The sequence below is a fragment of the Mycolicibacterium rhodesiae genome, from assembly GCF_002086695.1.
In the GTDB taxonomy this organism is placed as follows: domain Bacteria; phylum Actinomycetota; class Actinomycetes; order Mycobacteriales; family Mycobacteriaceae; genus Mycobacterium; species Mycobacterium rhodesiae.
On sequence record NZ_MVIH01000008.1, the window covers coordinates 11,932 to 32,578 of the forward strand.

The following is a 20,647-nucleotide window of genomic DNA, read 5'->3' on the forward strand; positions in this document are numbered from 1 at the left end:
GCCAAACAGCGCCCTAACCGGGCGTTTCTTTCGCCTGCTTCTCAAGCGTGAACTGGTCAACGTCGATGTACCCTACCCGGAATCCGCGGGCGCAGCCGGTGAGGTACTTCATGTAGCGCTCGTAGACCTCCTCGGATTGCACCTCGATGGCCTTGTCGCGGTTGGCTTCCAAAGCGGCCGACCAGCAATCGAGGGTGCGCGCATAGTGCGGCTGTAGCGACTGCACCCGGGTGAGGGTGAAGCCTGCCCTGGCCGAATACTCCTCGACCTTTTCGACAGACGGCAGCCGCCCGCCCGGGAAGATCTCGGTCATCATGAACTTCGCGAAGCGCGCCAGCTCGAACGTCAACGGGATCTTCTTCTCGGCCATCTGATCCACGGTGAACGAGGTGATGGTGTGCAACAGCATCACCCCGTCGGGGGGCAGCACCCGATACGCCATCGCGAAGAAGTCGTCGTAACGATCGAACCCGAAATGCTCGAAGGCGCCGATCGACACGATCCGGTCGACGGGCTCGTCGAACTCCTCCCAGCCCATGAGCTCGATGCGCTTGTCCCGCGGGCTGCCGGACTCGGCGAAAAGCTGCTCGACATGATCGCGCTGGTTCTTCGACAGAGTCAGTCCGATGACGTTGACGTCGTGCTTCTCCAGCGCCCGCAACATCGTTGCGCCCCAACCACAACCAACGTCCAGCAACGTCATCCCCGGCTGCAGGCCGAGCTTGCCCAGGGCCAGGTCGATCTTCGCGATCTGCGCCTGCTCGAGGGTGTAGTCGTCCTTCTCGAAATATGCGCAGCTGTACGTCTGCGTGGGGTCGAGGAAGAGCCGGAAGAAATCATCGGACAGGTCGTAGTGCGCCTGTACGTCTTCAAAGTGAGGTTTCAGCCGTTTGGCCATGTCGGTGTGCCTTTCGCATTGAATGCTTTAGGCAGCAACCACAAATCCCCCCCGTAGGGACGGGCGATCACCGCTGTGCACACCGATGCTAGCCGGTCAGGCTGGGAGCAGACGATTCCGAAAGATAACCGTCATTACCTAGCTGACCTCGGCAAATGTGGTTTTGAGCTCGCCTGCGATGTCGTCCCAGAGGGCTTCGGGCAGGTCATGCGCCATGCCGTCGAAAAGCACCAGGCGTGCGTTGGGGATCGCCGACGCGATCGAACGGCCGCCCGACGGACGCATCAGCTTGTCGGCGCGGCCGTGGATGACGACGGTGGGTGCGCTGATCTGGCGGTCGTAACGCTTCAGGCTGCCGCTGCCGAGTATCGCGGCGAAATGCCGCGCGATCCCTTGCGGATAGTGCGACCGGTCGTAGGCCTCGATGGCATTGGCGCGTGCCTGCTCGTCGGGAACCGGATAGCCGGGGCTGCCCAAAATCTTGCCGACCCGAACCACGTTTTCGACGATCACGTCGCGCGGCGCATTCGGTGGCGGGCCGGTGATCAACGACAGCAGCGACCGAGGCGCAGGGGGAGGAAGGAACGCAGAGTTGTTGGACGAGAAGATGATTCCCAACGCTTTCGTCCGCCGGCTGTACCGTGCCGCGAAGATCTGCGCGATCATCCCGCCCATCGAGGCGCCGACGACGTGAGCCTGCTCGACCCCGAGGTGATCGAGCAACGCCGCGGCGTCATCGGCCATATCCTCCAGCGTGTACACCGACGAACTGGGCCGCCCGACATAGGACTTCGCCAGCTTGGGCACCAGCCCGCCGCCGGCCCGTTGACCGTGCAGCTTGGTGGACAGCCCGACATCGCGGTTGTCGTAGCGGATCACCCGATAGCCCTGGTCGACCAGCTTCTCGCAGAAACCGTTGCGCCACAACAGAAGCTGAGCGCCGAGTCCCATGATCAGCAACACTGCCGGGTCGCCGGTGTTGCCCATCTCCTCGTAGTACAGCTCGATGTCGTCGGCGACTTTGGCCGTGCCGGTGCGGATTTCCATCAGACCTCGACGTCACTCTGGTGCTCGCGGCTGACCTCGACCATGAAGTTGGCGAAGTATCCGCCGAACTGCGGATCGTTCATCATCTGCCACTTGGGTGCCAGCAGTTTCATGTACCGCTCGACATACAGGAACTGCTTGCCGATCAGCACCAACTCGCGCGGCAGCTTGACGTCATAGGCGTCGGCCAGCGTGGAGAGCTGCTTGCCGATCTCGGCGTAGGACATGTCGCCGAGCGTCTTCAGCGTGAGAGGGGCCGCGAACTCTTCTAGATCCTTGGCGGCCTCCTTCTCAGGCTTGGTGGTGCCCACCGCACCCAGCAGCACCACGATCTTGCCCGCGGCGGCATGGTCCTTCTTGACCAGCAGTGCGTAGACGAGCTCGCGCAGCAGCCAGCGGGTCCGGGGATCGATACGACCCATGATCCCGAAATCCAGGAACACGATCCGGCCGTCGTCGTCGACCAGCAGGTTGCCGGCGTGCAGGTCACCGTGGAACAGGCCGTGGCGAAGGCCGCCCTCGAACGTGGAGAACAGCAGCGCCTTGACCAGGTCGGTGCCGTCGAACCCCTTCTTGCGGATCTCCTTGACGTCATCGATACGCACGCCGTGCACGCGTTCCATGGTCAGCACCCGCTCGCTGGTGAATTCCCAGTGCACCTGCGGAACCCGGATGTTGCGGCCCAGCGGGGAGCCGTGCAGGCCCGAGACCCACGCCTCCATCGACTGCGCCTCGATGCGGAAGTCGAGCTCTTCGGCGAGGTTGTCGGAGAAGTCGGCCACCACGTCCTGCGCCGACAAGCGCCGGCCCAGCTTGGCCAACTCGACGAGCTGGGCGAAGCGCTTCAGGATCTGCAGGTCGGCGGCCACCCGCCGGCGTATACCGGGCCGCTGGATCTTGACCACGACCTCCTCGCCGGTGTGCAGCGTCGCGAAATGCACCTGGGCGATCGAGGCCGAGGCGAATGGCTGCTCGTCGAACTTCGCGAAGAGTTTCGCCGGGTCACCGCCGAGCTCCTGCTGTAGCAGCTTGTGCACCTCGGCGGTGTCCGCGGGCGGTACCGAATCCAGCAGGCCGCGGAACTCCCGGCTCAGATTCTCACCGAAGGCACCGGGGCTGGACGCGATGATCTGACCGAACTTCACGTAGGTGGGTCCGAGGTCGGAGAAGGTCTGCGGGATCTGCTTGATGACCTTGTCCTGCCAGCGGCCACGTCCGGGCAGTTTGGTGAGCACGCGTGCGCCGGTGCGGGTGAGCTGCCACCCGGTTGTGCCGATGCGGGCAGCCTCGACCGGCAACGGAACGCGATCGAGCTTGGCTACTTCGCGGTGTTTGGTCGAATTCATTCTTGCCAGTCTGCCAAATCTGCCATCCCTACCACCAACTGTGTAGCGCCGCAGCGATGCCGGTCACAACAGTGGGTCAACTCACGTTTTGGGCGCCCACGGGGTCAGCCACGGCTGGGGTGCCATGCCTTCTGCCGCCGCGACGAGCTCGTACATCGTTGCGCCATCGATGGATTCGCGGATGATGTCGGCGTGGCCGGCGTGCCGGGCCAGCTCGCCGATGAGGTGCCCGAATACCCACCGCACCGACCAGGCCGCGACGTCATCCGGGAACCACGGTGCGTCGCGCGGCACCGGCACCGCGGCGTCCAGATCGGCGGTTTCGACCAGCCGCAGCGACTCGGCATTCTGGACTGTCATCGCCTCGATGAGCTGAGCCAGCGTCTCATCGGGCCGCATCAGGTATTGGTCCTGGTATTCCTGCGCGCGTTCCTCGAACGGACGGTCATCGGCGCGCGGTTCGCCCGGAGCCGCCGCCACCCGCTGCATCCAGGACTGCTGCACCCCGGTCACGTGTTTGATCAGCCCGCCGAGCGACAGCGAGCTGACGGTGGGCGTCGATCGGGCCTGCTCGTCGGTGAGGCCGTACGCGACCGCGACGAACGCGCTCTGGTGGTAGGCGAGGAACTCGCGCAGCGCGTGACGTTCATCGCGGACGGGTGGGGCGAGGGTGGGCATGGCGGTCCTCTTTCTCATCTGTGAGCGTAAAGATCTCGGAGGCAAGCGATTTCAGCGCCGTGATGGATGACCTCGCGATTGATGTGCAAGATCAGTTCGGATAGCGCGTACTCGGCGTACGGGCCTTCAGCCGGCCCGCACGGACGGGTGAGATGGTCATCGGACAACCCCCGCACGCCGGTGATCCAGCGTGCGTAGGAGTCGTCGAGTTGGGCCAGCGCGGTGTCGGCGTCGGTGGCGTAGGGCCAGCTCTGATAGTCGGCGGCCGGGCCGCCGAAGTGCGAGTGATTGCGCATCGCGAGAACGCCGACGATGACGTGCGCCAACCGCCACGCGATCGTGGTGACCGGCTCCGGCTGTGGCGGTGGGTAGGCGAAGTCAATGGCGCCGTCTGCGTGCACCGTCCAGCAGTCGGCGACCGGTTCCCAGAAGTACTCGTCGTCGGTCAGCCCCTCCAGACGGGGCCGCAGCGCATTGCTGAAGTGCCAGTCGAGCTGGTCGGCCAGTTGGTCAGTCCACGTCATATCTGCAGGCTTTCATGCTTTGCGGACAGTTTCTGTCCGCAAATTGCGCCAGACTGGAGCCATGTCTGCGACGACGAGCCGGGTGCTGCAGCTCCTTGGCCTGTTGCAATCGCGCCGGGTGTGGTCCGGTGCGGAACTGGCCGAGCGGCTCGGGGTGACCGCCCGCAGTGTCCGCCGCGACGTCGAGCGGTTACGTGACCTCGGTTATCCCGTCCACGCCAGTACCGGCCACGGCGGTGGCTACCAACTCGGTGCGGGGGCCGCGCTGCCTCCGCTGCTGCTGGATTCCGATGAGGCCGTCGCCATGGCCGTCTGCCTGCGGTTGGCAGCCGGTGGCAGCGTGGCCGGTGTGGGCGAGGCGGCGCTGCGGGCGTTGACCAAGCTCGACCAGGTGATGCCAAGCCGGCTGCGTTCGCAGGTCGCCGCCGTGCACGATGCGACCGTCACGCTGACCCCCCAGGCCGAGTCGCCAGTGGATCCCGAGGTGCTGATGACGCTGGCGCGGGCCTGTCGGGACTCTGAACACGTCGGCGTCGACTACGTCGACCGGGCCGGCGCTCCGACCACCCGGCGCCTCGAGCCCTACCAGCTGGTGACCACCGGACGGCGGTGGTACCTGCTGGCCTATGACCGCGACCGCGACGATTGGCGCAGCCTGCGGCTGGATCGGATGGCCCAGGTTCACGCGACGGGAAGTACGTTCAGCGCGCGGGAAGCACCCGACGCCGCCACCTACGTCCGCCGCGCCATCACCACCTCGCCCTACCGTCACGTCGCCAGGGTGCGCTACCAGGCCGCGAAAAGCGTTATGGAACAGCACTTCTCGCCGACGACGGTAACCATCGAGGACGACGGTCCCAGCACCTGCATCGTCGTCACCGGTGCCGACAACCCCGCGGCGTTGGTGCTGTATCTGGCGATGCCCGGTATCGCGTTCGACATCCTCGAACCCGACGAGGTCGCCGACGGAGCGCGAGCGATGTCGGCGTTGCTTGCCGCGGCCGTCAGGCGGTGATACCGAGCCGTTCGGTGAGCATCAGGAAAGCGACGGCGAAATCGTTGTCCGCGGTATCGGTTCGCACGCTGTCCCAGTCGATGAGTTCACGCACCGCTCGCACGGCAGGCAGCAGCGACGCGAAATCGCAGTGGTGCTCATTCAGGGAACACAGTTTCTCGGTGATCACATAGGTAGGGGGAAGCACCCGCATCGGGACCGCCAGGACGTCAAGAGAGACCGCGGCCTCGAGCGTCGCCGCATCGACCGGGACCCCGTTGAGACGGTGCAGGACATCGATGACGAAGTCGCCGTCGACACTCGCCTTGAACAACCAATCCTCCGGTGGGCGGTCGATCGTGAAGCCTGCGCCGGCGAGACTCTTCGCCGCGACTTCGACCTCGGATTCGGCGACCACGAAGTCGACGTCGTGCACTGGTTCCGGGCCGCCGTAGGCCCAGAGCGCATAGCTGCCTGCCAGCGCGAAGTCCGGACCGTCGGCCTTCATCGCGGCCGCTGCGCGACGCAATGCCGATCGAAGGTCTTCGTTTCGGGCCTGCACGGGTACCTGGTACCCATGCGGATGGCCACCTTCAACATCTTGCACGGCCGCAGCTTGGATGACGGGCAGGTCAATCTGGAGCGGTTGTCCGAGTGCATTCACCGGCTGAACCCCGATGTGTTGGCCCTGCAGGAAGTCGACATCGATCAGCCGCGCTCGTCGCTCGCCGACCTCACGGCGATCGCGGCCGCGGCGATGGGCGCCGTCGCGCACCGATTCGTCGCCGCGATCTCCGGCACGCCGGGCGCGACCTGGATGGCCGCCACCGGCAGCGAGCAACCGGGGACGGCGGGCTACGGCATCGCGCTGTTGTCGCGCTATCCGGCGATCTCCTGGCAAGTGCTGCGGCTGCCCCGGATTCCGGCTCGCTTCCCGATGTATCTGCCCGGCCCCAACCGGGTGCAGATCGTTCACGAGGAGCCGCGAGCGGCGATGCTCGCTCAGCTGGACACCCCGCTCGGGGTGATGACCGTTGCCAACACGCATCTGTCGTTCGTGCCGGGATGGAACCGCGTCCAGCTGCGTCGGCTCACTCGTGATCTGAAGGGCCTGCCGGGTCCGCGGGTGCTGATGGGGGACCTCAACATGGCGGGGGCCTCACCGAGCCGGCAGACCGGTCTGCGTTCGCTGGCCAGCGCGCCGACGTTTCCGTTGCACTGCCCGGACCGTCAGCTCGACCACATCCTCACCGACCACGACGGTCTGGTGGCCACCGAGGCGGGCACGCCCGTACTGCCCATCTCGGACCATCGCCCGCTCGTGATCGACGTGTCGCTCCGCTGACCGTTAGCGGGGCCGTAGATTGCTGGCGTGCGGATAACCTCCGCGGAGTCGACGGAACTCTTCGTCGGACCGCCCGATGCGCCGCTTCAGTTGGTTCGCGTCGGCTACAGCGAGGCCGACGCCGGCACCGTGCGGATATTCGGCGACGGCGTGCGCTCGGACGATGTTGCGGTGCCGCGCGGTGACGGGGTGGCGGAGGTTCCGGTCCGGATCGAGCGGCCGGAGCCCGGCGAACTTCGCAACGCCCGCGCGGTCGGCGAGGATGCCGAATTCCCGTTTCAGCTCACCGTCGCCGAACCTGGCTGGACCATGTACATGGTCAGCCACTTCCACTACGACCCGGTGTGGTGGAACACCCAGGCCGCCTACACCAGCGTGTGGACCGAGAATCCGCCGGGACGAGCCCGGCAGAACAACGGATTCGCCTTGGTCGCCGCCCACCTCGAAATGGCCCGTCGCGACTCGGATTACAAGTTCGTGCTCGCCGAAGTCGACTATCTCAAGCCCTATTTCGACACCCACCCGGAAGACCGTGCCGATTTGCGCCGGTTCATCGCCGACGCGCGGGTGGAGGTGATGGGCGGGACCTACAACGAGCCGAACACCAACCTGGTCGGCGCGGAGACCGCAATCCGAAACTTCGTGCACGGCGCCGGATACCAGCGCGATGTGCTGGGTGCCGACCCCGCGACCGCCTGGCAGCTCGACGTGTTCGGGCACGATCCGCAATTCCCCGGCATGGCCGCCGACGCCGGCTTGACCTCCAGTTCGTGGGCGCGCGGACCGCACCACCAGTGGGGGCCGATGGCGGCCGACGGCGACCCCCGGCGCATGCAGTTCCCGAGTGAGTTCGAGTGGATCGCGCCGTCGGGACTCGGGCTGCTGACGCATTACATGCCTGCGCACTACTCGGCCGGCTGGTGGATGGACTCCGCGGCGACGCTCGCCGACGCCGAGAACGCCACCTATCACCTGTTCGCCGAACTGAAATCGGTGGCGCTGACCCGCAATGTGCTGCTGCCGGTCGGCACCGACTACACCCCGCCCAATGCGTGGGTCACCGAGATCCACCGCGACTGGAACGCCCGCTACACCTGGCCGCGGTTCGTGTGCGCCCTGCCGTCGGAATTCTTCGCCGCCGTGCGCGCGGAGACTGTGCAGCGCGGGGTGACGCCGTCACCGCAGACCCGGGACATGAACCCGATCTACACCGGCAAGGACGTGTCGTACATCGACACCAAGCAGGCCAACCGCGCCGCCGAGGATGCGGTGCTGGGCGCCGAGCGGTTCGCGGTGTTCGCGGCGCTGCTCTCCGGTGCCCGTTATCCGGAAGCCGCCCTGGCCAAGGCCTGGGTGCAACTGGCCTACGGAGCCCACCATGACGGCATCACCGGCTCGGAATCCGACCAGGTGTACCTCGACCTGCTGACAAGCTGGCGCGACGCGTGGGAACTCGGCTCGACCGCAAGATCGGCGGCGCTGGAACTGTTGTCGCGTGCCGTCGCGCCCGAGTCCGGCTCGATGGTCGTGTGGAATCCATTGGCGCACAAGCGAACCGATATCGTGACGGCCCGGCTGACGACGCCGGTCGATACCGGAGTTGTGGTGGTGGACTCCGCGGGGGTGTCGCACCCCGCCGTGGTCTCCGACGACGGCCACCTGGTGAGCTTTCGGGCCGACGCCGTCGATTCCCTCGGCTGGCGCAGCTATCGGTTGGTGGCCACCCACGAGCCGACCGGGTGGAGCGCCGTCGACGGAGTCGAGATCGCCAACGCCCACCACCGGTTGCGGGTCGACCCGGCTCGCGGGGGCGCCGTGGTGTCGCTGGTGGAGGTGTCGACCGGCCGTGACCTGATCGCGCAGGGACGCGTCGGCAACGAACTGGCCGTCTACGAGGAGTATCCGGCGCACCCACAGGCGGGGGAGGGGCCGTGGCATCTGCTGCCGACCGGCGTGGTGACGTGTTCGTCTGCAGCCGTTGCGGATTCGGTGCAGGCCTATCGCAGCCCACTCGGTGAGCGGCTCGTCGTGACCGGCCGGATCGGCGAGCTGCTGCGCTACACCCAGGTGCTGACCCTCTGGCACGACATCGACCGGGTGGACACCAGCACCACCATCGACGAGTTCACCGGAGCCGACCGGCTGGTGCGGCTGCGCTGGCCCTGTCCGGTGCCCGGTGCGTTGCCGGTCAGCGAGGTCGGTGACGCCGTGATCGGACGCGGGTTCGGGCTGCTGCACGACCACGCGACCGGGGAGGATCGCGCTGTCGACTCCGCCAAACACCCATGGACACTGGATAATCCGGCGCAAGGCTGGTTCGGCTTGTCGTCGGCGGCCTGCATACAGGTCGGCTCTGACGTGCGGGCCGTGTCAGTGGCCGAGGTGGTCGTGCCCACCGAGGGCACCTCCGAGGCTCGGGAGCTGATGGTCGCCCTGGTGCGCGCCGGGGTGACGGCTACCTGCAGTGCTGCCGGACACCCGCGCTACGGGCACCTCGACGTCGACTCCAACCTGCCGGACGCCCGGATCGCGCTGGGCGGCCCCGAGGACAACGCATTTACCGCCGCCGTGCTCGCCGCCGCGGATCCCGCCTACATCGCCGAACTGCGCCAACAGCTTTCGCAATCCGGACAGGAGCGGGTGTGGGTCCCGGCGACTGAGCCGCTGACGGCGGTATGGCAGCCCGATGCCGACCTGCGCGGCGTGCTCGCGTTACCGGTGCTCATCGTCGCCGGAGAGGGCGCCGTCGCCGCCGTCGTCGACGACCTCGGCGACGCCCAGATCGACGTCAGTCAGGACGCGCCGTCCGGCCTCGGTGAGTTCGAGTCGCGCACCGTCGCCCTGCTCAACCGCGGCGTGCCGGGTTTCGCCGTCGAGCCCGACCAGACGCTGCACAGTTCGCTGATGCGGTCGTGCACCGGCTGGCCCTCCGGGGTGTGGATCGACCCGCCGCGGCGCACCGCCCCTGATGGGTCCAACTTCCAGCTGCAGCATTGGACGCACACCTTCGACTTCGCACTGGTATCCGGCGCAGGGGATTGGCGTTCCTGCGAGATGCCCTCTCGCAGTGCCGAGTTCGCGCATCCGCTGGTGTGTGTGGTGGCCGATGACGGGGTGGAGATGCTCGCCGCCGACGGCTCACTGCTGCGCGTCGAACCGGCCGGCGCGGTCCACCTTGCCGCGCTCAAGATCGGGGGCAATCCGACCGCCACCGGAAGTTCCGCGGCCGTCGACCCCGAGGACGTCACCATCCGGCTGGTCGAAACTCGGGGTACGACAGTCGAAGTCGCGCTCTCATCCGGGGTGGGTGCAGTCTCGGCGGTGGTGCCGGCCGACCTGTTGGAAGCCCCCCGTAGCTCCGAGACGGCACCGCTGCGGGTGCACGGCTACCAGATCGCGACCCTGCTGGCCCGCCTGGACGTCCACGCCGTGCTGGACGCCGACAATGCCGCGCTGGCACCCGACACCGAGAACGCGCAGCCGTTGTACGCCCGCTACTGGCTGCACAACCGCGGCCCGGCCCCACTGGGCGGCCTGCCTGCCGTCGCGCATCTGCACCCCGAAGCCGTCACCGTCGAGGCCGGTCAGCACGTGCGGCTGCGGCTGACCGCCGCCAGCGACTGCAGCGACGCCACCCTGGCCGGGCAGGTGCGGCTGCGCTGGCCGCGCGGCTGGAGCGTCGAACCCGACGTACTGCCCTTCGAACTGACCACCGGGCATCACCGGGAAGCCGAGATCGCCGTGACCGCACCGCGGGATGCGCAGCCCGGCGACTACCCCATTCGCGCACAGCTCACCGTGTCCGGGGACGTGCCCGCGGCGTGGCAACAACCCGTCGAAGACGTCTGCGTGGTCTCGGTCGGTCTCCCCGGCACGCTGGTGCACCTGGTCGGCGAACCATCCGACATCGTCGTCGCCGCGGGGGAGCGGGCCCGCCTCGCCGTCACCGTGCGCAGCGCCGCGCACACCGACCTGTCGCTGGAAGCCCACCTGATCAGCCCGTGGGGGACCTGGGAGTGGATCGGGCCCGCGGCGCGGGGCGCCGTCGTCGCGGCGAGGTCCGAGGTCGAGGTCGCCTTCGACATCGCACCGCCGCCGTGGACGCCACCCGGGCAGTGGTGGGCGGTGGTCCGCATCGGGTGCGCGGGCCGATTGCTCTACACACCGACGGTGGCGGTGACGGTCCGATGAGCCTGGCCGCCACCGTCGCCGGGGTGGATGTCGAGGTCGGTGAGGTCGACGACCGAGAAGCCGCACTGCGCGCCACACCCCAAGTCGTGGCGCTGCCCCGGCCGCACACGAGTGAAGGACGCCAGCTGCGGCGCTGGCTCACCCAACTGCTGGTCGCCGAGAAGCTGGTGGCCCGCGAAGCCGAAGCGCTGGGGGTGAGCGTGACCGACTCGACGCCCGACGAGGACGACCTGCTGCCCGACTCCACCGCAAGACTGGAGATCGGCAGCGTCGCCGCCGCGGTCCTGGCGACACCCATCGCCCGGGCGGTCTTCGCGCACATCACCGACGGCGTCGAGGTCGACGACGCCGCGGTGACGGACTTTCACGCCCGAAATCCGCGGCGGTTCTTGCGCTTCGCCGGCACCGGGGGTTGGCGGGTGGCCAGTGAGCCCGAGCTGACCGACGTGCGCCCGCTGATCGCGGCGCTGCTGCTCGGTGCAGCCCGGCGGCGCCACTTCCGGATGTGGCTCGGCCAGCGGCACGCCGATCTGGTGTGGCTGGCCCCCGGCTACGAACACCCCGGCGACCCGCGCCAGCCCGACAACACCCATAAACACTGATGGTCACGACGCTCGCAGTCGACATCGGCGGCACGAAGATCGCCGCCGGCCTTGTCGACGCCGACGGCAGCCTGCGGTACGAGGCCCGGCAGCCCACCCCGCACTCCGACGATCCCGATCAGGTGTGGGCGGCGGCCGCTCGCGCCATCGCCGACGCGCTCGCCGAGGCCGACGGCCCGGTCGCCGGTGTCGGCATCTCCTCCGCAGGCCCGATTCACCTGCCCGACGGAACCATCAGCCCCATCAACATCCCAGCTTGGCGTGACTTTCCGGTCGTCGAACGTGTGGTCGCGGCAGTCCCAGGGGTGCCGGTCCGGCTCGGCGGCGACGGGCTGTGCATGGCGCTGGGTGAGCACTGGCGCGGTGCCGGCCAAGGCGCGGCGTTCCTGCTCGGCATGGTGGTGTCCACCGGGATCGGCGGCGGACTGATCCTCGACGGCGCGCCGTATCACGGGCGCACCGGCAACGCCGGTCACGTCGGCCACGTCGTCGTCGACACCGACGGACCACCGTGCACCTGCGGCGGCCGCGGTTGCGTGGAAGCGATCGCCAGCGGACCGCATCTGGCGCAGTGGGCCCGGTCGCAGGGCTGGGATGGTGCCGACGCCAAGGAACTGGCCGACGCCGCGGCGTCCGGAAACGAGGTGGCCCTGGCGGCATTTCGCCGTGGCGCCCGCGCCATTGCCGCGATGATCGCCTCGGTGGGCGCCGTTTGCGACCTGGACCTCGTCGTTCTCGGTGGTGGAGTGGCCAAGGCCGGGTCGGTTCTGTTCGATCCGCTGCACGAAGAGTTGCGCACGTTCGCCGGGTTGGAGTTCCTGTCCGGGCTACAGGTGGTTCCCGCCGCACTGGGCGGGGAGGCGGGCCTGGTCGGCGCGGCCGCGCTGCTGCGGGGCTGACCAGCCGCAGGCGGGCGTTTTGGCTGATCCGGCGAGCGCACGCTATCCTTGCTCAGTTCCACCGAAGACCGTCGGTCACCGAGCAATCGGTTGAAGGTCCCGGATTCCCGGGCGGCCCACGCAGGAGGACGAGGTAACAGTATTTATCTGTGCGCCCCGACCAGTCCTGTGTCGGGGCGTTTGTGATTCTTGTGCCCTTCTCGTTCGTCGGTTGGTGGACGTCCCAACCATCACGAGGAGGCAAGCATGGCTAAGCCTGAAAAGGCCACCGCGGTCGCCGACATCGCCGAGAAGTTCAAGGAGGCGACGGCCACCGTCGTCACCGAGTACCGCGGCCTGACGGTGTCCAACCTTGCCGAGCTGCGTAGGTCGCTGGGTGCCGGAGCCAGTTACACCGTTGCCAAGAACACCTTGGTGAAGCGGGCGGCGTCCGAGGCGGGTGTCGAGGGTCTCGACGAACTCTTCGCCGGTCCGACCGCCATCGCGTTCATCCAGGGCGAGCCCGTTGACGCCGCCAAGGCGATCAAGAAGTTCGCCAAGGAGAACAAGGCACTGGTCATCAAGGGCGGCTACATGGACGGTCGCGCACTGACCGTCTCCGAGGTCGAGCGCATCGCCGATCTCGAGTCGCGCGAGGTGCTGCTGTCCAAGCTGGCCGGCGCAATGAAGGCGAAGCAGTCCCAGGCCGCGGCGCTGTTCGTGGCGCCCGCGTCCCAGATCGCGCGCCTGGCCGCAGCTCTGCAAGAGAAGAAGGCCGCAGAGGGTTCCGCAGAACCTTCCGCATAACTCAAACCCCACCCACAGATAGATAGGAATCACCATGGCAAAGCTGTCCACCGACGAACTGCTCGACGCGTTCAAGGAAATGACCCTGCTCGAGCTCTCTGAGTTCGTGAAGCAGTTCGAGGAGACCTTCGACGTCACCGCCGCCGCCCCGGTCGCCGTCGCGGCCGCCGGCCCCGCCGGTGGTGCCCCGGCCGAGGCCGCCGAGGAGCAGTCGGAATTCGACGTCATCCTCGAGGGTGCCGGCGACAAGAAGATCGGCGTCATCAAGGTCGTCCGTGAGATCGTCTCCGGCCTGGGCCTCAAGGAAGCCAAGGACCTCGTCGACGGCGCCCCCAAGCCGCTGCTCGAGAAGGTCAACAAGGAGGCCGCCGACGACGCCAAGGCCAAGCTCGAGGCCGCCGGCGCGACGGTCACCGTCAAGTAATTTCGGTATCACCGAAGGAGGCCCCCGGATTCGTCCGGGGGCCTTCTCGTTGTAAGACGCATTTGTGCAGTTACCGCAACGGCTCGGTGGTGGGCCGAACGGGACGATCACAGTTTTAGGAGCGTCAATAACCGTAGTGACACAACCCGAGTGGCACGACGGGACCGTGCGCTACAGTGACTCAAACCACAGGCCATCGCGGCGGTGGCTGACCGGTGTGGGCGGAAGGATCTGGCGTGGGTATTGCTATTCAGGTCGAGGGGCTGACTAAGTCATTCGGTTCCCAGCGAATTTGGGAAGACGTGACCCTCGACATCCCCGCCGGTGAGGTCAGCGTGCTGCTGGGTCCGTCGGGTACCGGTAAATCTGTGTTCTTGAAGTCGTTGATCGGTCTGCTGCGCCCCGAGCGCGGCAAGATCATCGTCGACGGCACCAACATCATCGAGTGCTCGGCCAAGGAGCTCTACGAGATCCGCACGTTGTTCGGCGTCATGTTCCAGGACGGCGCGCTGTTCGGCTCGATGAACCTGTTCGACAACACCGCCTTCCCTCTTCGTGAGCACACGAAGAAGAAGGAAAGCGAAATCCGCCAGATCGTCATGGAAAAGCTCGACATGGTCGGCTTGGGCGGCGACGAGAACAAGTTCCCCGGTGAGATCTCCGGCGGTATGCGCAAGCGTGCCGGCCTGGCCCGCTCACTGGTGCTCGACCCGCAGATCATTCTCTGCGACGAGCCCGACTCCGGTCTGGACCCGGTCCGCACCGCGTACCTGAGCCAGCTGCTGATCGACATCAACGCGCAGATCGACGCCACGATCCTGATCGTGACGCACAACATCAACATCGCCCGTACGGTGCCCGACAACATCGGCATGCTGTTCCGCAAGCATCTGGTGATGTTCGGTCCTCGCGAGGTGCTGCTGACCTCCGAAGAGCCGGTGGTGCGCCAGTTCCTCAACGGCCGCCGGATCGGCCCGATCGGCATGTCGGAGGAAAAGGACGAGGCGACGATGGCCGAAGAGCAGGCCATGGTCGACGCCGGCCACCACGACGGCGGTGTCGAAGAGATCGAAGGCGTGCCGCCGCAGCTGACGGTCACCCCGGGCATCCCGGAACGCGACGCCGTCCGCCGCCGCCAGGAGCGGGTACGCCAGATCCTGCACACCCTGCCCCCGGCCGCCCAGGAAGCCATTCGCGACGACCTCGACGGCACCCACAAGCTGCGGTCGCACACCTTCGCCGGCGAAGACGGCAACTGACCTAAGCTAACTATCAGGCAAGAGCCTCAACCGAAATCGGTTGGGGCTTTTCGCTTTTCGGGCGAGCTTCCGAATCGGCGCCGGCAATTGGGGCGTCGTCAGGAAATGACGCTTTAGCCAATTCGCCTTTGTGCGGCGATGTGCTGGGTTAGCGTTTGGCGCGTTCGCGCAGGAGGAGGCAACGAGGTGCTACGCGACCGGCGGGTCTGGTGGTGGGCGGTCGCCGTCTTCGCCGGGATCGGCGCAGGCTTACTGACCGGCACTGCCACCGCCGCCGCCGACACCGGCGGGAACCCCGACCATTCGGGTGGCGCATCCACCTCGCAGACGTCGGCGTCGCCGACCAAGTCCTCCACCGTCGCAACCGTCAAGAACCGCACCGCGGTCGCCGCCGTCGTCTCCGGCCCCCGCACCGCGAAGCCCGCGGTCAAGGCCGCCCCACCCAAGGCCGCGGCCGGCCGTCAGACCACCCCGCGCCCAGTGGCGAAACTGTTGACCAGCGTGCTGTCCGAACTCGGCGTCGCACCACCGCACGGGGCATCCGCCACCACGGCGCAGCCGGCCACCGGCACCAGCGCCCGTCCCGCGGCCGCGTCGAGCGTCGCCGAGGCCGCGGTCGTCACTCCGCCTGCGACCAACGGCGTCACCGGGGTCAAGGTCGGTCACTCGACGCTGACGATCCCGGTCAACGGCGGATTCAACGCACCCGCCGACTGGTACCTCCCGACGCAGGCCGACGGGACGGTGCAGGCCAACGGCGTCATCTGGCTGCAGCACGGATTCCTCGCCGACAAAGCGTTCTACTCCGAGCTGGCCACCCAGCTCGCCAAGAACACCAACTCGATCGTGGTGGCGCCGACGCTGCCGTCGTTCCCGCAACTGGCCTGCCGCGGCTGCACGCTCTATGGCGTCCCGATGCAGAAAGCCGCCGCGACGATGTTCCTCGGCGACCGGTCGGCCTTGACCATCAGCGCAAGCCAGGCCGGGTATGAGGGCACCCTGCCGCAGGACTTCATCCTCGCCGGGCATTCCGCAGGCGGCGGGTGGTCCACGTCGGTCGGCGGCTACTACGTCGACGCGCTGGCGCCGACCGACGAGAACCACCTGCTCGGGGTGGTGATGTACGACGGCGTCACCATGAACGGCACCCTGCCGCAGGCCATCGCCAGCCTGGACACCCGCGATATTCCGGTCTATCAGTTGGCGGCGCCGGCCCAGATGTGGAATACCTTCGGCTCCACGACCGACCAACTCCTGGCGCTGCGGCCCGACCAATTCGACGGAGTGGTGCTGGTCAACGGCTCACACGTCGACGCGATGCTCGGCAGCAACCCGCTGGTCGATTTCTTCGCCCAGCTGGTCACCAAGCGCTCGCCGTCCGGAAACACCTCCGCGGTCAACACCCTCAGCAGCGGCTGGATCAACGACCTCTACGCCGGGGCCGGCCCCACCGACCCGCAGTACGGCATCTACGGCGCCGCCGGGCAACCGATCATCCTGGGCAATGCCTCCGCGGTCGTGCTGCCCACCCCGCTGGCCAGCCGGCTCGGCCCGCTCGAGAAGCTGATGAAGAAGTGGACCGACCTGGTGATGCCGCTGTTCTTTGGCGGTTCACCGAGCACAGCCACGGTCACCCCGGCGGGGGCAGGCCCGGCCGTGACCGCACCGACCCCCAACGGGGTGACCGGGGTGCGCACCGGCAACACGACCCTGACCATCGCAGTGGGTTCGCGGACCTACAACGCACCGGCCGACTGGTACTTCCCGACGCAGGCCGACGGCACGGTGCAGGCCAACGGGATCATCTATCTGCAGCACGGATTCCTGGCCACCAAGTCCTTCTATACCGTGCTGGCCCGGTCGCTGGCGCAGCAGACCAACAGCATCGTGGTCGCGACCACGCTGCCCTCCTTCGCCCCGTTCGGCTGCCCCACCTGCACGATCAACAACCCCGCGATGCAGCAGGGTGTCGCCGACCTGTTCCTCGGCGGGCGTGCCGCACTGACCATCAGCGCCGCCAACGCCGGCTATCAAGGGACGCTCCCGGACGACTTCACGCTCTCCGGGCATTCCGCGGGCGGGGGACTGGCCGTTGCCGCGGGCAGTGACTACATCACGTCCCTCGCGCCCGGCGACCCCAACCATCTACTCGGTGTGGTGATGTTCGACGGCGTCGCCAACGGCGACGGTCTCACCGACGCGCTGGCCACCCTCGACGGCATCCCGGTGTACACGATCGCCGCACCACCGCAGCCGTGGAATGCGTTCGGCCGCACCACCACGCAACTGATCGCCGACCGGCCGGATCAGTTCGTCGGTGTCGAACTGGTCAAGGGTTCGCACACCGATTCGGTGATCGGGTCCGACCCGTTCTTCGACTTCTTCGCCGCCATCTTCGTCAGGCCGTCCGCCCCCGGCAACGCCTCCGCCGTGCACACGCTGGCGGCCGGCTGGATCAACGACTTCTACGTCGGCGCCGGACCGGACTCCCCGCAGTACGGGCTCTACGGTTCGGCCGGCCAGCCCATCGTCATGGGGCCCACCGCCGCCATCGTCTTGCCGACCCAGCCCGCCGCCGCCGCGGCCCGCTCGATCGCCGCCTGACGAATCGATGACGTCCCGGCCCGCGGATCGAATTTCGAGCCCGAAAAGGGCTGGCACTGAGTAACTTTTGCCGAATCGTCAATTTCGGGGAGGCAGGTCAGCGATGACGCAACGTCAGGTCTTGTTGGGCACCGGCGCGGTAGTGGTGGGGCTGGGTGCGGCCTTGCTGTCCGGGTCCGCTGTGGCACACGCCGACAGCGACGACAGCGCCGGTTCGAAGACGTCGAACACGTCGTCCTCGGCCCCGGGCAAGTCGACGGGCGCGAGCAAGCGGACGGCCACGCCGTCGTCATCCACGCGGTCGGCACGCTCGTCGCTCGCCGCGCAGAAAACCGGTCCCACGGCCGCCGCGACGGTCGCGCCGACGACCGTCACCGCCGGCGTCGCCACCTCACGTCGGGCCGGGATGCGGTCGCTGGCCACCTCACCGTCGGCACCGGCATCCGATCTTCGGGCCAGCGCGGCGCTCAGCGTGCTCGCCAACCTGGGGGCGGTGCCGCGCACCAACATCCCGGCCGCCACCACCGCGCCGAGCGCTCCGGTGACCACAGCGACCACACTGCCGGTTGCGCCGACCAACGGCGTGACCGGTGTGCTCGTCGGCCATTCCCGGTTGGACCTTCCCGGGGCGTTCATCGGGAAGACCGTCGCCGCCGACTGGTACTTCCCGACCCAGGCCGACGGCAGCGTCGACGCTCAGGGCGTCATCTGGCTGCAGCACGGCTTCGGGGCGACCAACACCTTTTACTCGGCGCTGGCCAAGGACCTGGCGCAGCAGACCAACAGCATCGTGGTGGCACCGACGCTGTCCTCCATCCCGATGACGTTCTCGGGCGGCTGCCTCACCTGTGAGGTGACCCAGCAGGACGCGGCAGCCCTGCTCGGACCGGACCGCGCCACGCTGCTGAGCAGCGCCACCGCGGCCGGCTTCACCGGCGTGGCACTCCCGGAGCGCTTCGTCCTGGCCGGCCACTCGGCAGGGGGTGGCTTTGCCACCGCGGTCGCCGACGACTACCTGGGCGGCGCCGACGCCCAGTACGACCCGTCCGATCTGGTGGGCGTGCTGATGTTCGACGGCGTGTCCAACGGCGCCCTGACCGGATCGTTCGCCGGCCAGGTCGCCGACCTGGCCGCCGCGGACAAGCCGATCTACCAGATCGCCGCTCCGGCGCAGAGCTGGAACCTGTTCGGCGCGACCACCAACGTCCTGGCGGCGACGCTTCCCGGCACGTTCATCGGCGTCGTCCTGCAAAACGGGTCGCACGTCGACTCCATGCTGGGCGTCAATCCGCTGTTCAACGTGGTGCTGCAGTTGGTGACCAAGCGGGTCCCCGCCGGAAACACCGCGGCCGTCTACACGCTGAGCAACGGCTGGATCAACGACATGTACGCAGGTGCCACCCCCGAGGCGCCGCAGTACGGCTTCTATCCGGCAGCCAACCAGCAGATCATCATGGGACCCACGGCCGCGGTCGGGCTGCCCGCCGCGGAGGCCAACCAACTCGGACCGGTCGACAAGCTCGTCAAAGGGTTGGTCGACACGGTCGCCAGGCTTTTCGGCGCTCAGTTGCCGGCGCCGGTCAACAGCGGTGACAACGGGCTAGACCCCAACAATCCCGTCGTCTCGGTCGGCAATGGCGTCACCGGAGTCCGGTTCGGATCGTCGGTGCTGAACATCCCGTGCGGCCCGAACGGCTACGCCGCCCCGGCCAACTGGTACTTCCCGACGCAGGCCGACGGCACCGTCGCCGCCAACGGCGTGATCTGGCTGCAGCACGGGTTCCTCGGCTTCAACGACTGGTACGGCACCGCGGCTCAGCAGCTGGCCCAGGAGACGAACAGCATCGTGGTGGTGCCGGACATATTCTGGTTCAACACCCCCTTGTGCCCGGGGTGCTACCTCGGCGGCGAACAGATGCGGGAGGCGGTCGCCGGCATGTTCCAGGGCAGCCGGTCGGCGCTGAACATCAGCGCCAACGCTGCCGGTCTCAGCGGCACCCTGCCGGAGAAGTTCCTGCTCACCGGGCATTCCGCCGGCGGCAACTTCGCCACCGCCGTCGGCGCCCTGATCACGCAGACCGACCAGGTCGACAACCTGCTCGGCGTGGTGATGTTCGACGGTGTCTCGCGCGATCCGCTGTTCACCGACTCGCTGACCGCACTGGCCGGCGCCGGAATCCCGGACTACCAGATCGCCGCGCCGCCGCAGCGCTGGAACGCCTACGGGGTGGCCACCGAACTGATGCAGGCCTTCTACGGCAATCAGTTCTACGGCGTGCAGATCGACAACGGCTCACACACCGACGTCATCGCCGGCAACAACCCCTTCGGGCTGCTCGGCGAACTGCTCAGCACGATCATCGTCAACCCGTCCCCGCGCGGCGGCAAGACGGCGGTGCGGACGTTCGCCTCCGGCTGGATCAACGACATCTACGCAGGCCACGGCCCGACCGATCCGCTGTACGGCATCTACGGCAGCCCCAACGACGGCACCTACGTCCCCAACCAGCCGATCGTCATGGGTGAGGCCGGGGCGGCCACGCTGCCCGCACCGCCGCCGGTCGACGTCGCCCGGTACGCAGACGGCCAGCCCTGGTACGAGCAGGGCAGCGTGAAGCTGCCGTTCGCGTGGGGGCTGGTCAACACCAAAGCGGTGTACACGCTCAACGCCGACGGCTCGGTCCGGGTGCAGAACTCCGGCAACTACATCGGACCCAACGGCCCGGCGAGTCAAATCACCGGGACCGCGGTGTCGGTCAACGCCGGCTTCAACACCCGCCTGGACGTCGCCTTCTTCAACCAGACGCCGAACACCGCCGAGCCCGGCAACTACTGGATCCTCGACTACGACCCCGCCTACCAATGGGTGATCGTCAGCGATCCGACCGGATTCTCCGGCTACATCCTCACCCGGGAACAGTCCGTCCCGAGCGACGAGTACAGCGCGCTGGTGACCCGGGCCCGGCAACTCGGGGTGTGGGGGCCAATCACCCGGACGCGCCAGTACCCGTCGACGGTCGGCGTGTAGGTGGTCCAACCGGCAATTTTCC

The 20,647-nt window shown here is 67.7% G+C and carries 17 protein-coding genes; 10 read left to right on the plus strand and 7 right to left on the minus strand.

What is annotated here, in order from left to right; genetic code table 11:
• Nucleotides 1–13: 13 nt before the first annotated feature.
• The 5 genes from BST42_RS17215 to BST42_RS17235 form a co-directional block, all read right to left on the minus strand.
• Nucleotides 14–898 (minus strand): cyclopropane mycolic acid synthase family methyltransferase, encoded by an 885-nt coding sequence (locus tag BST42_RS17215; protein ID WP_083120545.1) that lies wholly within the window; start codon nucleotides 896–898, stop codon nucleotides 14–16.
• Nucleotides 899–1,036: 138 nt separating this feature from the next.
• Nucleotides 1,037–1,945, minus strand: coding sequence for an alpha/beta fold hydrolase (locus BST42_RS17220; RefSeq protein WP_083120546.1), 909 nt, complete (start codon nucleotides 1,943–1,945; stop codon nucleotides 1,037–1,039).
• Nucleotides 1,945–3,291, minus strand: a complete 1,347-nt coding sequence (locus BST42_RS17225) for an ABC1 kinase family protein (RefSeq protein ID WP_083120547.1) — start codon at nucleotides 3,289–3,291, stop codon at nucleotides 1,945–1,947. The genes BST42_RS17220 and BST42_RS17225 overlap by 1 nt, the downstream gene beginning before the upstream one ends.
• An 81-nt stretch (nucleotides 3,292–3,372) precedes the next feature.
• Nucleotides 3,373–3,969, minus strand: a complete 597-nt coding sequence (locus tag BST42_RS17230) for a DinB family protein (protein ID WP_083120548.1) — start codon at nucleotides 3,967–3,969, stop codon at nucleotides 3,373–3,375.
• Nucleotides 3,970–3,983: 14 nt separating this feature from the next.
• Nucleotides 3,984–4,493, minus strand: coding sequence for a DinB family protein (locus tag BST42_RS17235; RefSeq protein WP_083120549.1), 510 nt, complete (start codon nucleotides 4,491–4,493; stop codon nucleotides 3,984–3,986).
• Between the two features lie 61 nt (nucleotides 4,494–4,554).
• Here BST42_RS17235 and BST42_RS17240 point away from each other — a divergent pair, with 61 nt between their 5' ends.
• Nucleotides 4,555–5,508, plus strand: coding sequence for a helix-turn-helix transcriptional regulator (locus BST42_RS17240; protein WP_083120550.1), 954 nt, complete (start codon nucleotides 4,555–4,557; stop codon nucleotides 5,506–5,508).
• On the opposite strand, the gene BST42_RS17245 is transcribed toward BST42_RS17240, so the two are convergent.
• Nucleotides 5,498–6,049, minus strand: coding sequence for a nucleotidyltransferase family protein (locus BST42_RS17245; RefSeq protein ID WP_083120551.1), 552 nt, complete (start codon nucleotides 6,047–6,049; stop codon nucleotides 5,498–5,500). The genes BST42_RS17240 and BST42_RS17245 overlap by 11 nt on opposite strands.
• Before the next feature lie 15 nt (nucleotides 6,050–6,064).
• Here BST42_RS17245 and BST42_RS17250 point away from each other — a divergent pair, with 15 nt between their 5' ends.
• The 8 genes from BST42_RS17250 to BST42_RS17285 all read left to right on the plus strand — a co-directional run bounded on the left by BST42_RS17250 (nucleotide 6,065) and on the right by BST42_RS17285 (nucleotide 17,597).
• Complete coding sequence (locus tag BST42_RS17250) at nucleotides 6,065–6,832, plus strand: endonuclease/exonuclease/phosphatase family protein (protein WP_083120552.1); 768 nt, start codon at nucleotides 6,065–6,067, stop codon at nucleotides 6,830–6,832.
• Between the two features lie 27 nt (nucleotides 6,833–6,859).
• Nucleotides 6,860–11,023, plus strand: a complete 4,164-nt coding sequence (locus BST42_RS17255) for a glycoside hydrolase family 38 N-terminal domain-containing protein (RefSeq protein ID WP_083120553.1) — start codon at nucleotides 6,860–6,862, stop codon at nucleotides 11,021–11,023.
• Complete coding sequence (locus tag BST42_RS17260) at nucleotides 11,020–11,625, plus strand: DUF7158 domain-containing protein (protein WP_083120741.1); 606 nt, start codon at nucleotides 11,020–11,022, stop codon at nucleotides 11,623–11,625. Before BST42_RS17255 ends, BST42_RS17260 begins: the two co-directional genes overlap by 4 nt.
• Nucleotides 11,625–12,524 (plus strand): ROK family protein, encoded by a 900-nt coding sequence (locus BST42_RS17265; protein ID WP_083120554.1) that lies wholly within the window; start codon nucleotides 11,625–11,627, stop codon nucleotides 12,522–12,524. The genes BST42_RS17260 and BST42_RS17265 overlap by 1 nt, the downstream gene beginning before the upstream one ends.
• A gap of 246 nt (nucleotides 12,525–12,770) precedes the next feature.
• Nucleotides 12,771–13,310 carry a 50S ribosomal protein L10 gene (gene rplJ / locus BST42_RS17270; protein ID WP_083120555.1) on the plus strand — a complete coding sequence of 180 codons (540 nt, stop codon included), beginning with the start codon at nucleotides 12,771–12,773 and terminating at the stop codon, nucleotides 13,308–13,310.
• A gap of 34 nt (nucleotides 13,311–13,344) precedes the next feature.
• Nucleotides 13,345–13,734 (plus strand): 50S ribosomal protein L7/L12, encoded by a 390-nt coding sequence (rplL, locus tag BST42_RS17275; RefSeq protein WP_083055505.1) that lies wholly within the window; start codon nucleotides 13,345–13,347, stop codon nucleotides 13,732–13,734.
• Nucleotides 13,735–13,970: 236 nt separating this feature from the next.
• Nucleotides 13,971–14,993 (plus strand): ABC transporter ATP-binding protein, encoded by a 1,023-nt coding sequence (locus BST42_RS17280; protein ID WP_083120556.1) that lies wholly within the window; start codon nucleotides 13,971–13,973, stop codon nucleotides 14,991–14,993.
• Nucleotides 14,994–15,179: 186 nt separating this feature from the next.
• Nucleotides 15,180–17,597 carry an alpha/beta hydrolase family protein gene (locus tag BST42_RS17285; protein ID WP_083120557.1) on the plus strand — a complete coding sequence of 806 codons (2,418 nt, stop codon included), beginning with the start codon at nucleotides 15,180–15,182 and terminating at the stop codon, nucleotides 17,595–17,597.
• Between the two features lie 114 nt (nucleotides 17,598–17,711).
• On the opposite strand, the gene BST42_RS29100 is transcribed toward BST42_RS17285, so the two are convergent.
• Nucleotides 17,712–18,146, minus strand: a complete 435-nt coding sequence (locus BST42_RS29100) for a hypothetical protein (protein WP_110918651.1) — start codon at nucleotides 18,144–18,146, stop codon at nucleotides 17,712–17,714.
• Between BST42_RS29100 and BST42_RS17290 the strand changes: the two genes are divergently transcribed.
• Nucleotides 18,139–20,625, plus strand: coding sequence for a lipocalin family protein (locus tag BST42_RS17290; RefSeq protein ID WP_110918652.1), 2,487 nt, complete (start codon nucleotides 18,139–18,141; stop codon nucleotides 20,623–20,625). The genes BST42_RS29100 and BST42_RS17290 overlap by 8 nt on opposite strands.
• The last annotated feature ends 22 nt before the right edge of the window (nucleotides 20,626–20,647 follow it).